The following is a 13,261-nucleotide window of genomic DNA, read 5'->3' on the forward strand; positions in this document are numbered from 1 at the left end:
GACCGCGGACACATGGAGGCGACATGGCCGAAATGAAAACCCGCGACGTCGCGGCATCCCCCTCCCACCGCACAATCACGTTCTTCATCGCCCTGACGCTGTTCGCGCAGGAGTCGACCTGGAACTTCTACGACAACCAGGTGCCGGTCCTGCTGCGCGAACACGTGGCCAGCGCGGCCCTGGTCGGCGCGCTGATGGGCATGGACAACCTGCTGGGGATCTTCATCCAGCCGTGGATCGGCAACCGCTCGGACAACACCCGTACGCGGTGGGGCCGGCGCGTCCCCTACCTCGCGGTCGGCATGCCGCTGGCCGCCGTCCTCTTCGTGTTCCTGCCCTGGACCACCTCGGCCGCCATGCTGATCGCGGTCATGGTCGGCTACGCGCTGGTCGCCAACACCATGCGGCCCCTGGCCGAGTCGCTGGTGCCCGACTTCATCCCGCCCGAGCGGCGCAGCCGGGCCAACGCCATCGTGAAGATCGCGGCCGCGCTGACCATCATCGTGGCGTCGCTGATCAGCCTGCTCGTGGTCGACGACCATCCGAAGGCCTCGTTCGCCATCCCGGCTGCGATCCTGTTGGCCGTCACGGCCGTCGTCGTGGTAAAGGTGCGCGACAGCCGTTCGACCGGCTACCAGCAGGCGCTGGCGTCGGACGCCGAGTCGGAGACGGCGCGGGTCCCGTTCCGCGAGGTGGTGACCGACCTGGTCACCGACCGCGACCGCCGACGGGTTCTGCTGTTGCTCACGGTCATGCTGTTCGGCGGGGCGTGGTTCGCCTCCCGGTCACTCATCACCCCGTACGGGATGGAAGCTCTTGATCTCACGCGGGGTGAGGCCGGTGGCCTGACGCTGCCGAGCGGGATCGCCTATGTCGTCGCGGCCTATCCGGCGGCGCTGCTGGCCGAACGGTTCGGGCGGCTCAAGACCATGGGCGTGGGCATGGCGTTGTTCGCGGCCGCGATGGCCGCCGGTGCCGTGGTGCGAACCCCGACGGCGACCGTGATCGTCTTCTGCGTGGCGGCGGTGGGCGCGGCCGGGTTCCTGATCAACGCGGCGGTCGCGCTGTGGAATCTGGCGCCCTCGAGCCGGGTCCTCGGGACCTACACCGGCCTGTACGCGGTCACGTGGTACCTGGGCGGCTTCGGCGGCCCGGCCCTGATCGGCGGGGTCGTCGACCTGACCGGGTGGGACGGGATGCTGCTGGACATCGCTGTCCTGGCCGTGCTCGCCATCCTCGTCGTCGCCCGTCTGGGCCGGCTGCAGCGCCGCGCGAACTCCCCGATCCTCAAGTGACCCTCCAGTGATTTCTCAGTGCCTCTGATTTCTCAGTTGCCTCCAGTGATTTCTCAAGTGCCTCCAGTGATTTCTCAAGTGAAGGAAGCGATGTCGACCATTCTGATCACCACGGACTACCTGGTTCCGGGCGACGAAGTGGACACCTACCTGACCGGGCTCGGCTTCACGACACGACATTCGCCGTTGCGCGGGAAGCGCTCGGCCGACGATCTGATCGCCGCGCTGGACGGGGTCGAGGGCGCGTTGATCGCGAACGAGCCGATGACGGCCGAAGTGCTCACGCAGGCGCCGTCGTTGCGCGCGATCGTCCGTACGGGCGTCGGATATGACTCGGTCGACGTGGCCGCGGCTGCACGAATGAACATCAGCGTGAGCAACCTGCCCGGCATCAACGCCAACGCGGTCGCCGAGTACACGATCGCGCTCATGCTCGCTCAAGCGCGCAATCTGGTCGGCATGGCCACGGGTGTCGCCGCCGGTGGGTGGCCGCGCCGTGACGGTTTCGAACTGCGCGGACGGACATTGGGCATCATCGGGCGCGGTGCGGTCGCGCAGCAGGTGCGTCCGCTGGCGTCGGCGTTCGGGATGACCGTTCTGGACGGCGACCTGGACAAGGTGTTGCGCGAATCCGACTTCGTGTCCGTTCACACGGCATTGAGCGAACGCACACGACACCTGATCGATGCGGACGCTCTGGCCAAGATGAAACCGACCGCGCATCTCATCAACACCGCGCGCGGTCCGATCGTGGACGAGGTGGCGCTGGTCGAGGCTGTTCGTTCCGGCCGGATCGCCGGCGCCGCCCTGGACGTGGTCGACGTCGAACCGTTGCCCGCCGACAGCATCCTGCGCGGTGTCGCCGGCATCACGGTCTATTCGCACATGGCCGGGCAGACGGCCGAGGCCCGCCGCGACGCCGGTCTGCTCGGCGCCCGCGAGCTGGTCGCCGCCCTGGCCGGAAACCCGCAGCACGCCGTCGCTGCCCCGGCCGGAAACCCGCAGCATGCCGTAGCCGACCTGGCCGGAAAGCCGCAGCACGCCGTAGCCGACCTGGCCGGAAAGCCGCAGCAGGCCGCCGCCCTCGCCGTAAACCCGCAGCACGCCGTCGCCGATCGAGTGGAGGGCGCATGAACGCCGACGTCATTGTGGTCGGGGCCGGGCTGTCCGGGCTCGTCGCCACCGCCGAACTGGCCGCCGCCGGCAAGTCGGTCATCCTGGTCGACCAGGAGCCCGAGCAGAGCCTGGGCGGTCAGGCGCACTGGTCGTTCGGCGGGCTGTTCCTGGTCGGCTCGCCCGAGCAGCGCCGCATGGGCATCCGCGACTCGTGCGACCTGGCCTGGCAGGACTGGCTGACCAACGCCGGGTTCGACCGGGCCGAGGACGAGTGGCCGCGCCGGTGGGCCGAGGCGTATGTGGGCTGGGCGGCCGGCGAAAAACGCGCATGGTTGCGCGACCGGGGCATCAAGTTGTTCCCGATCGTGGGCTGGGCCGAGCGCGCGAACAATTCGGTTCCGCGCTTCCACATCACCTGGGGCACCGGGCCGGGGGTGCTCGAACCGTTCATCGCGGCGGCGGTCTCGTCCAGCCGGGTGACGATCGCTCACCGCCATCGTGTCGATTCGCTCATCACGACCGGCGGCGTGGTCACTGGCGTGTCCGGGCGGGTGCTGGCACCGAGCGATGTCGCGCGCGGTCAGGCCAGCTCCCGCGAGGAGGTCGGGGAGTTCGAGTTCACGGCCCAGGCGGTGGTGGTCACGTCGGGCGGCATCGGGGGCAACCATTCCCTCGTACGGAAAAATTGGCCGTCCCGCCTCGGCGAACCTCCGGCGCACATGATCAGCGGCGTGCCCGCGCACGTGGACGGCCGGATGCTCGGCATCGCGTCGGATGCGGGCGCGGCGATCATCAACCCGGACCGGATGTGGCACTACGTCGAGGGCATCCAGAACTGGGACCCGATCTGGGAACGGCACGGCATCCGGATCCTGCCCGGCCCGTCGTCGCTGTGGCTCGACGCGCGCGGACGCCGGTTGCCGGTACCGCTCTATCCCGGTTTCGACACCCTGGGCACGCTCGCTCATCTGCGCACGACCGGACATGACCACAGCTGGTTCATCCTCACCCAGAAGATCATCGAGAAGGAGTTCGCGCTCTCGGGATCCGAGCAGAACCCCGACCTGACCGGCCGTGACGTGCGCAAGGTGCTCGGACGTGTCCGCGGGGGCGCGCCGGCGCCGGTCGAGGCGTTCAAGAACAAGGGCGTCGACTTCGTGGTCGCGGACGGTCTGGAGGAACTCGTCAAAGGCATGAACGCGCTCACCGACACGCCGTTGCTGGACGCGGCCGGCGTGCGGCGCACGGTCGAATCGCGCGACCGGGAGCTGATGAACAACTTCGGCAAGGACATGCAGATCGCCGCCATCCGAGGGTTCCGCAACTACCGGGGTGACCGCCTGATGCGTACCGCTCCCCCACACCGGCTGCTCGATCGCTCAGCCGGACCGCTCATCGCTGTTCGTTTGCACGTTCTGACGCGCAAATCGCTCGGTGGTCTGCACACCGATCTGGACGCTCGCGTACTGAACGCTTCCGGTGATCCCGTCCCCGGGCTGTACGCCGCGGGCGAGGCCGCCGGGTTCGGTGGCGGTGGCATGCACGGTTATCGGGCTTTGGAAGGCACCTTCCTCGGCGGGTGCCTGTTCTCCGGCCGCCAAGCCGGGCGCGCCGCCGCGTCCGCCGTCTCGTGAGCCTCCGTTGTCGCATCGGCGTCGGCGCGCTCTTGAGCGTCGGGCGTTGCCTGCGCACTTCTGAGCGTTCGGCGTTGCCTGCGCACTTCTCAGCGTTCGGCGTTGCCTGCGCGCTTCTGAGCGTTTCGGCGTTTCCTGCGCACTTTTCGAAAGGACACCATGACTGACTCTGTACGCGTTCTCACGCCGGTCGGGATGCTCGGTGCCGGGTTCCCGCCCGAGACGGTCACGCGCGGCCTCGAACTGGGCGCCGACGTCATCGCCGTGGACGGTGGATCGACCGACTCCGGCCCGTACTACCTGGGCACGGGCACGGCCAAGACCGCCGCCGGGGCCGTCGCCCAGGACCTGCGGCTGCTGCTGCGGGCGGCCGCCTCGGCGGGCATTCCGCTGATCATCGGGTCGTGCGGCACCAGCGGCACCGACTCCGGCGTCGACTGGGTCGCCGGGATCGCCCGCGAGATCCTGGAATCCGAGGGGCTGAACCTGCGCGTCGCCACCGTCTACAGCGAACAGCGGGCCGCCGACCTGGTGGAATCCCTGGACCGGATCCACCCGTTGCCGCCCGCCGGCGAGATCGACCCGGCGACGCTGGAGAGCTGCACGCACATCGTCGGCATGATGGGACACGAGCCGATCGTGGCCGCCCTGGAAGCCGGCGCCGACGTGGTGCTGGCCGGGCGGGCCACCGACACGGCGGTCGCGGCGGCCTACCCGCTCATGAAGGGGATGCCGGCCGGCCCGGTCTGGCACGCGGCGAAGATTGTCGAGTGCGGCGGGCAGTGCACGACCAATCCGCGCGCGGGCGGGGTGCTGGCGACGATCGACGCGTACGGCTTCACGATCGAACCGCTCGACCCGGACAACTCCTGCACGCCGACGTCCGTGGCCGCGCACATGCTGTACGAGACGGTCAACCCGTTCTCGATGCGCGAACCGGCCGGGACGATCGTGGTGTCCGACGCGACCTACCAGGCGCTGGACGACCGGCGCGTACGGGTGGAGGGTTCCCGTTTCGAACCGGCCGCGCAGCACACGATCAAGCTGGAGGGTTCGCGCATCACCGGCTACGAGACGATGTCGTTCACCGCGATCCGCGACCCGCACATCCTCGGCCAGATCGACACCTGGGCCGCCCTGATGCGCAAGATGATCGGCGAGTGGGTCAGCCGCACGCTGGGGCTGGGCGACGGCGACTACGAGATCGACCTGCGGCTCTACGGCTACAACGCGATCCTCGACGAGATCGAACCTGACCGCAGTCCGCCCCGCGAGGTGGGCGCGATGCTGCTCGTCCACGCGGCCGACCAGGCGACCGCCACCGCCGTGGCCAAGGTCGCCAACCCGCTGATGCTGCACCTGCCCACGCCGGACATGAGCTACCTGCCCAGCCTGGCCTTCGCGACCTCCCCGGCCGAGACCGAGCGCGGGGCGGTCTACGAGTTCGCGCTGAACCACGTCGTCGACGTGGACTCCCCCACCAGCCTGTTCCGCATCACCTTGCCGGAGGCCCAGGATGACTGACGCCCGTACGATCGCCGACCTGGCCGTGGAGGTCCGCTCCAAGAACGCGGGCCCGTTCTGGGTGACGATGGAGTTGTTCATGCGTGACGCCGCGGGCTACGCGCTGGTGGCCGACCCCGCCTACCTGGACGCCTCGATGGTCGCGCGCCTCTACGGCGTGCCCGCCGACACGATCCAGATCTTCCGGCTGCCCGCCCTGAACGTCGTCAAGATCTCGTTCCCGCGCCCGGTCTCCCAGGGCAGCCTGCGCGATCGGGACATCCACGCGGGTCAGCACCACGTGCCGCTGGCCCTCTATCCCCTGCCCGCTTCGGCCCCGGCCGCCGGATGAAAGCGCCGGGCGCTGTTCCCCTCGTCGCCGCCCGCCTGGTCGCGGCTTCCCTGGTCGCCGCCACCACTGCCGCCCTGCTCGCCGCGCCCGCGGCTGGCTCCTTGACCGCGCGGCCCTCGGCTGGAGCGTTGTCCGCACGGCCCGCGGCTGGCTCCCTGCCCGCGCGACCCAAGGCTGGGTCGTCGTGCTTGCCGGCGGCCACGTGTGTGACCGGGCGCGACGCCAACGGCGCGTACTACACGATGGCCGTGCCCGACCATTGGAACGGTTCGCTCGTGGTGCACGCCCACGGCGGTCCGGCCCGTTCGTACGACCAGTCGAGCACCGACGAGGACCTGGCCGAATGGGCGGTGATGGTCGAACAGGGCTACGCGTGGGTCGCCTCGTCGTACCGTCGCGGCGGCTACGGCGTACGCATGGCCGCCGCCGACACCGACAACGCGCGCCGCTTGTTCATTGCGCGTTTCGGCCCGCCCCGACGCACATACCTGCACGGCCAGTCTTTCGGCGGCAACGTGGCCGCCAAGGTCGCCGAGACCTACGACGGCTACGACGGGGTCCTGCTGACGAGCGGCCTGCTTGCGGGCGGCTCGCGCGGCTACGACCATCGCGTGGATCTGCGCGTGGTCTATCAGTACTACTGCCGGAACCTGCCGCGCCCGTCCGAACCGCAGTACCCGCTGTGGCAGGGCCTGCCGGCCGATTCCCCGCTCACCCCCGACGACGTGAGCGAACGGCTGCACGAATGCACAGGAACGTCCACCGCGCGCACCGAACAACAGCAACGCAACCTCGACGACATTCTGGCCGTGACGCGCATCCCGGAACGTTCCCTCGAGACCCACCTGCAGTACGCGACGTTCCTGTTCCAGGACATCGTCGCCAACCGCCTGGGCGGCCGGAACCCGTTCAGCAACCGCGGCGTGCATTACTCCGGCTCCCACGACGACAAAGCCCTCAACGCCGGCGTCGCACGTTTCCAGGCCGACCCGACCGCACGGCGGAACCTGTCCTACGACAGCGACCTCACCGGCCGGGTGTCCGTCCCCGTGCTCACTTTGCACGCCATCGACGACCCGTCGGTGTTCGTCGAACACGAGTCGGCCTACCGCGCGACGCTCCGAACGAGCAACCTCGTGCAGACGTTCACGCGCGAATCCGACCACGACGGCCTGAGCAAGGACGAGTACGCGGCTTCGATCAACGCCTTGGACCGCTGGGCGCGCACCGGCCACAAACCGACACCCCGTTCCATAGCCCGCTCATGCACCGGCAACTGCTTCTACGACCCGTCCTTCCGGCCGGCGCCCTTCGCCACACGCATCAACCCACGCCCGGGCGGCCAGACCTGGCCGGCCATGACCGCCGCCCAGGAAAGGGCGTGGAGCCGCATCCCGGGCATAGGCATCGCACCCTGAGCTCGTATCGGACGCGGTGCTCGCGCTAGCGGATGACGGCGTCGCACTCGGCCACGATCTGCTGCAGGGCGGACCGGATGCGTTGGCCGTCCTCCAGCATCGAGGTGAGCTCCCGAGACTCGCTTTCCGACACAACCTCACCTGTTTCCAGCGCCCGCGAAACCGTCCGCCGCTCACCATGGAGATCCGTCCGGAGTCTGATCCGGAACAGATCGACGCCGCTCACCAGCTCCTGCACCTGACTGTTCATCTGCAGCTCGAAGCCCTGAATGACCTCGGCCGCGGTCTTGTCGAGCGTCCGCTTGAAGTCGTCCCGCTTCTCCCTGAGCGCGAGGCGGCCCTTGGTGGCGCGCCAGGCGACGTAGCCCGCCGACGCCAGCACCAGACCGGCGCCGACCGGGGTCAGGACGGCAACGGCCGCCGCGGGAAGACCGACCGCCGCGGCGGCCTGAGCCGCGCCGGTGGCGATCACCGCCGTCGCGGCACCCACACCGGGCAGGTTCTTCAGGATTCCGGCGGCCCGCTCCAAAAGAGGCGGCCGTTCCGTGGCCGGCTGCTCCCGATCCGCCTTACGGGCGAGTTCCTGAACGTCGATCCACGCCGACGGAATCTTTATACGCCGGCTGTCGGTGGCGCTCATCCGGGTGACGAGATCACCCATGGCCTTGTTCACGATGTCCGTCAATTCGGAATAGCTTCGATCCCAACGCTCGGCCGGGCCATCCGGTTCCTCCAGCCAATCCGCGATCACACCCGCCTGTTCGGTCTCGAGACGGTCGAACGCGTCGGGTTTGAGCAGGTCGGCGCCGGCGATCCGTTTGTCGAGCCGCGCATGCAGGCGGTTGGCCAACTGCCCGGTCAGGTTCTGAGACACCAGACTTCGTACGGTGGCCGATCCGGCGCTCTGCAACGACCGCAGGAGGCTCTCGGTGCCGGTCTCCAGCAACTCCAGTTCCGTATCGACGGCCCTGAGCCGGTGACCCCGTTCGGCGTCTGACTGCTTACGGGCGTGGGCTGCCCCTTCCAGCCCACGCAATGCTTCGAACATGGCGTCCGACAGGTCGTCCGCATAGTCCTTCAGATACGACGCGCCGGTCGCGGACTCGATCATCGCGTTCAGCGCGCCGCGCAGCCCGTTCATCCGGCTGTCGAGGCGCAACGAGAGAGATTCCCGGGGCGGGCGTAGCTCGGCCTCGGCCTCCCACGCGGGCGAGACGGGGATGAATCCGTCACCTATGAACGACTCGCCCAGCTTGCCGGCCCCGCCGAACTTCTCGCGCAGATACTCGTTGTTGACCTGCTGGATCTTCTGCCAGTTGAGCAGGCCGCTACGCCGATCCGGAGCTTCGCCCTCGTCGATGGCTGTCAGCACCCATATGACCTTCCGGCGGTGAGCCGAATGCTCCCGGAAGAGGCGCCGGATCATGTCCGCATCCGCTTGCCCGAGAGCCCGCACGGCCCGGGTGACATACACGTAGCAGTCCGCCTCGGCCAGCTCCCGGTTGATGATGTCGGCGTGGTCCGGGACGGGACTGCTGTGCCCGGGCAGATCCCAGAGAACGGCAGGAAAGGGCGCTCCCTGGACAGCCACCTCGGCTTCGCTCACCGGGCGGTCACGATGTTCCCGCAGATGGAGATGTTCGCTGCCGACGGTCACGTAGCTGTCGACCTGATCCAGCGACTGCACGGGACCGATGTCCGTCCACTCGGTCTCTCCGGCGAACCTCACCCGCAGCCGCGGCGCCGGCTTGTCTCGCGACTCGCGGCGCTGGTGGCGACCTCGACCGCCCTGATCCTCACCCGGTTCCGGCACGGAGACCACCCGCACCGGGCACGCGCTCACGGCCTCGGGACCGGACGGAAGCAACCCCTCGTACGAGAACGTCGTACGTCGCCCCGAGGTGTCCTCCGTCGCTGACAGGCGGCCGTACAACCCGCTGATCAGGAAGCTCTTGCCGGACGAGAACTCTCCAAGAAAGGCGACGTTCAACAGGCTGGACTCCGCGCCGCTGCGGGCCCGGGACAACATCGCCCGGATCTCGGCCAGCCGGGACTTGTCGACGTGTTGCGCATGCGCGGGATCTCGATCGACATAGGCACCGAGCCGGTCGAACCAGGCGCCGGCCAGCCCTGACTGCTCTCGGAAATAGGACCTGAGCTGGTCGATCGACACGCTGCCTCCTGAGCGACAAGCCAAGACGATCATGCTTGTTGATCTGACGTTAGCTACTCCACGTGTCGGCGCCATCACCGTTTTGGTCAATGGCTCAGCCAGTGAGGGGTACCAATCGACCCGGACGGCCCAAAGCGGACCCGACTTTGCGGGGTACCCCACCCTGCGACCTCTCTGGACGCCGACTGACCTGGCCTGACCAGACCCAAGCGGACGGCCTCCGAAACGGAGTACGGCCGTTCCGGTGTCCCAGCGGATCGTTCGGACCGGCGTGCGGGCCCTGGCTCTATGCTGCGTCGCGTGGGTGGATCTTCAGAGGGTGTCCGGGGCCTGGCCGCACTGTCGACCTTGCCGGTTGAGCTTCCCCGGGGGCGGCTGGTTCACGGGGACGAGGGCTCCGACGAGCAGCCCGCGATGTGGGTCAGCGAGAGCCCGGTCAGCGCCGAGGTGTGGGCCGCTCTTCGGCAGGCCCACCGGTTCTCCGGGCTCTGGCCGCTGCTGCTGGACACGTTGCGCGGCGAGACTCGGCGTCCGTGGGACGACGGTGAGCTGTGGCCGGCCTCCATGGGACGGCCCTCGGAGTTCGACCCCGAGGAGTTGCTGGCCGACTGGTGGGACGCCTACGCCGACGGCGACGATCCGTGGCCCGGACTGGCGGACGCCGTTCCGGTCACTCAGGATCAGGGCGCGCATGCGGATCGGTGTGCGACGGCCCTGCTGGCGGACAAGCCGTCGCTGCGGTTGGGCCTGGTCGCCGCCGACCGGCCCAGCGACGCGATCACGGTCGCCGGTTGGCAGGGCGCGGTCAACTACACCAATGACACCGCCGAACTGTCGGCCGTTCTGCGCTCCTGGAAGAGCCGTTTCGGGGCGGCCGTCATCGGGGCCGGATTCGCCGATCTCTACGTCAGCGTCGCGGCGCCGCCCGGCACGCTGGAAGAGGCGCTCTACGTCGCCGCTGAGCATTTCGCGTTCTGCCCGGACAACGTCTGGCAGGGCGGCTCCCCGTCGGACCTGGCGGGCTACGCCGAGCGGCTGATCGACGCGCCGATCTGGTCCTTCAGGTGGGACTGACGATCGGCCCCCGGTATGCGATCACCACTCGAAACGCGCAACCGCCAGCGGTTGGGCACGCAACCTCCCGTGACGCGCGACGGCCCGGAACGCGCATTCGCTCAGAACGCGCATCGCCCGGAACGCGCAAACGCCCAGAACGCGCATCGCCCGGGGCGCGCAATCGCTCGGAACGCGCAATCGCTCAGAACGCGCAATCGCTCGGAACGCGCAATCGCTCAGAACGCGCATCGCCCGGGGCGCGCAATCGCTCGGAACGCGCAATCGCTCGGGGCGCGCAATCGCCCGGGGCGCGTAACCGCCCGGAACGCGCAATCGCTCGGAACGCGCAACCGCTCGGGGCGCGCAACCGCTCGGGGCGCGCAACCGCCGGCCGTGTGCGATCCGTCATCGGGGCGTGACTGAACTTGCAACTGTGGTGCTCGCCGACCTCGAACGTGGCCGGCGCGCGCTTCGTCGTCGCCGATGCGCGGGCGTGTTCGTTTCCGGCGTTCTGATTGTGCTCGCCTTGTGGGCGGGCGGAGCGTTCGCCACGGACGAACCAATCACTCTCGCTCACTCACCGGCCTCGTCGATGGCGCCGGCCGCCTCCGGGCAGGGCAGGTTCCGGCCAGCGTGAGGCCGGTCGGACGCCTTGTGTGTCGGCGACCGCGGTGGCGGCCGGATCGACGTGCCTAACTCCTTCGGGTAGGCGACAGAACGCCGCCCAGCCGGGAGTGTGGAGGGTGACCCGGTGGCTACGTGGAGTGAGGTGGCTGTGAGCGTCACGGAGGAGACCGTCCTGCCCGAACTGCGCAACGCCTGGTGGGAGCACGGGGTGCGGCGGCGAGCCGAGACGGGCGTGTTCGGGGTGTTCGCGGAGTTGCCTCAGTTCGTGCGGCAGGCGGTGGCCGTCGCCTGGCAGGCCGACAAGGTGCGTACGGCGCTGGTCGGCCTGGCCACGATCGCGGCGGGCACGATGGCCACGTTCGGTCTGCTGTCGACCCAGCGGGTGCTGGTCGAGCTGTTCGGCGCCGGTCCCACGCCGGAACGGGTGGAGGCGGCCCTGCCCGCGCTCGCCGTCCTGGCCGCGGTCACGGCCGCGCGCGGCGCGCTGGGCATCGCGGTCGGCTACGCGCAGAACGGCCTCACACCGCGGGTCAACCAGGCGGCCGAGCGCCGGCTTTTCGAGACCACTACCGCCGTACGGCTGGACGCCTTCGACGCCGACGCCTTCTCCGATGACATGGAGCGGGCGACACGCGGCAGCGACGCGGCGAACGGTCTCGTCTCCGACACCACCAACCTGCTCGCCGGCGCGGTAGGTTTGGCCGCCGTCGCGGTGGCCGTCGTCGTCATCAACCCGCTGCTGCTGCTCGCCCTGCTCGTCGCCACCCTGCCCAACGGGTACGCGGCCCTGCGCGCGGGGCATCTGCGCTACGCGAACTTCCTGGCCGGTTCCGTACGCCGGCGCCGGCTGTTCGTGCTCGGACGGCAGATGGCCGAACGGGAATCGGCGCCGGAGCTGCGTTCGTACGGGCTCCGGCGGTTTCTGCTCGGTCAGTACGACATGGTCATGGGCGCGCAGACCCGGGAGGAGTTGACGCTGGCCCGGCGCGTCACCACGACCATGAGCGTCGGGGCGGTGATCAGCGGGGTCGGGCTCGGCGGGGTGTGGGTGCTGCTCGGACTGTTGCTGGCCGGTGGGCACATCCCGCTGTCGGCCGCCGTGACGTGTGTCGTCGCCGTGCAGGCCGCGCAACGAGCGCTCACCACGGTCACCATGCAACTCGACCACATGTTCACCGACGGGCAGTTCTTCAAGGAGTACGTGGGTTTTCTCGAGCGCGCCGGACAGTACATGCCGCCCGACTCCACGTCCGATCAGCCCGAGCCCGACCCGTTGCGGCGCCTGGCCATCCGCAATGTGAGCCTGCGCTACCCCGACCGGGACACGCCGGCCGTCGACGACGTCTCGATCAGCATCGAGGCCGGGCAGACGGTGGCGTTCGTGGGCGAGAACGGTTCGGGGAAGTCGACGCTGGCCGCGATGATCGCCGCGCTGCGGTCACCCAGCGAGGGTGCGATCGAGTGGAACGGGCGGCCCCTGTCCGAATGGGACCGTTCCGCGCTGCGATCGCGTATCGCGGTGGTGCTGCAGGAGCATCACAACTGGCCCTACACCGCGGCCACGAACATCGCCATGGGCGACCTGGACACCGACGCCGACCAGGAACGCATCGAGTCGGCGGCGGTGAAGGCGGCCGCGCACGAGACGATCCTGGCGCTGCCGCGCGGCTACCGCACCCTGCTGGACCGTACGTTCAAGGAGGGCCACGACCTGTCCGGCGGCCAGTGGCAGCGCATCACCGCCGCGCGCGGCTTCTATCGCGACGCCGACCTGCTCATCATGGACGAGCCGTCGTCGGCCCTGGACCCGCGCGCCGAGGACGCGCTGTTCCAGGCCATCCGCGGCCGTCAGGGCCACCGCACCACCATCCTGATCACCCATCGCCTGGCCAACGTCATCCACGCCGACCAGATCTTCGTGCTGCACGAGGGGGTGCTGGTCGAACGCGGCAACCACGCCGACCTGATGGCGGCCGACGGCCGTTACGCGGGCCTGTTCCGCATCCAGGCCGCCGGCTACCAGCCGGCCTGACCCGCTCGGGTTTTCGGGCGCAACCACTCACTCACGTCGCCGTGGTGGGTTCCGC

At 69.3% G+C, this 13,261-nt stretch carries 9 protein-coding genes; 8 read left to right on the plus strand and 1 reads right to left on the minus strand.

The annotated features are described in order from the left end of the window. Window positions 1–23 precede the first annotated feature (23 nt). From JIG36_RS00555 to JIG36_RS00580, 6 genes are all read left to right on the plus strand, one after another. A complete protein-coding gene (locus JIG36_RS00555) occupies window positions 24–1,295 on the plus strand; it encodes an MFS transporter (RefSeq protein WP_203373970.1) in 1,272 nt (423 codons plus the stop codon). A 90-nt stretch (window positions 1,296–1,385) separates the two neighbouring features. Further along, complete coding sequence (locus JIG36_RS00560) at window positions 1,386–2,429, plus strand: NAD(P)-dependent oxidoreductase (protein ID WP_203373971.1); 1,044 nt, start codon at window positions 1,386–1,388, stop codon at window positions 2,427–2,429. Beyond that, complete coding sequence (locus JIG36_RS00565) at window positions 2,426–4,045, plus strand: FAD-binding dehydrogenase (protein WP_203373972.1); 1,620 nt, start codon at window positions 2,426–2,428, stop codon at window positions 4,043–4,045. Before JIG36_RS00560 ends, JIG36_RS00565 begins: the two co-directional genes overlap by 4 nt. A gap of 159 nt (window positions 4,046–4,204) precedes the next feature. Next, window positions 4,205–5,569 carry an acyclic terpene utilization AtuA family protein gene (locus tag JIG36_RS00570; RefSeq protein ID WP_203373973.1) on the plus strand — a complete coding sequence of 455 codons (1,365 nt, stop codon included), beginning with the start codon at window positions 4,205–4,207 and terminating at the stop codon, window positions 5,567–5,569. Beyond that, a complete protein-coding gene (locus JIG36_RS00575; protein WP_203373974.1) occupies window positions 5,562–5,900 on the plus strand; it encodes a DUF4387 domain-containing protein in 339 nt (112 codons plus the stop codon). The genes JIG36_RS00570 and JIG36_RS00575 overlap by 8 nt, the downstream gene beginning before the upstream one ends. Window positions 5,901–6,106: 206 nt before the next feature. Next, window positions 6,107–7,318: an alpha/beta hydrolase family protein gene (locus JIG36_RS00580; RefSeq protein ID WP_203373975.1), complete on the plus strand. Its 1,212-nt coding sequence runs from the start codon at window positions 6,107–6,109 to the stop codon at window positions 7,316–7,318. 25 nt (window positions 7,319–7,343) lie between these two features. On the opposite strand, the gene JIG36_RS00585 is transcribed toward JIG36_RS00580, so the two are convergent. Continuing rightward, the gene (locus tag JIG36_RS00585; protein WP_203373976.1) at window positions 7,344–9,491 is read right to left on the minus strand and encodes a hypothetical protein; all 2,148 of its coding nucleotides are present in this window, start codon (window positions 9,489–9,491) and stop codon (window positions 7,344–7,346) included. 300 nt (window positions 9,492–9,791) lie between these two features. On the opposite strand from JIG36_RS00585, the gene JIG36_RS00590 reads away from it, so the two are divergent. Together JIG36_RS00590 and JIG36_RS00595 are read left to right on the plus strand one after the other, a co-directional pair. Next, window positions 9,792–10,565, plus strand: a complete 774-nt coding sequence (locus tag JIG36_RS00590) for a DUF4253 domain-containing protein (RefSeq protein ID WP_203373977.1) — start codon at window positions 9,792–9,794, stop codon at window positions 10,563–10,565. Window positions 10,566–11,298: 733 nt separating this feature from the next. Beyond that, window positions 11,299–13,206: an ABC transporter ATP-binding protein gene (locus JIG36_RS00595; RefSeq protein ID WP_307872504.1), complete on the plus strand. Its 1,908-nt coding sequence runs from the start codon at window positions 11,299–11,301 to the stop codon at window positions 13,204–13,206. Window positions 13,207–13,261: the final 55 nt, after the last annotated feature.

The sequence above is a fragment of the Paractinoplanes ovalisporus genome, from assembly GCF_016834655.1.
GTDB lineage: Bacteria > Actinomycetota > Actinomycetes > Mycobacteriales > Micromonosporaceae > Actinoplanes > Actinoplanes ovalisporus.

Excerpts from the sequence above, each read along its gene's own strand:
- JIG36_RS00565 (WP_203373972.1), top strand. The coding sequence starts at position 2,426 with ATGAACGCCGACGTCATTGTGGTCGGGGCCGGGCTGTCCGGGCTCGTC.
- JIG36_RS00560 (WP_203373971.1), top strand. The coding sequence starts at position 1,386 with ATGTCGACCATTCTGATCACCACGGACTACCTGGTTCCGGGCGACGAA.
- JIG36_RS00575 (WP_203373974.1), top strand. The coding sequence starts at position 5,562 with ATGACTGACGCCCGTACGATCGCCGACCTGGCCGTGGAGGTCCGCTCC.
- JIG36_RS00570 (WP_203373973.1), top strand. The coding sequence starts at position 4,205 with ATGACTGACTCTGTACGCGTTCTCACGCCGGTCGGGATGCTCGGTGCC.
- JIG36_RS00555 (WP_203373970.1), top strand. The coding sequence starts at position 24 with ATGGCCGAAATGAAAACCCGCGACGTCGCGGCATCCCCCTCCCACCGC.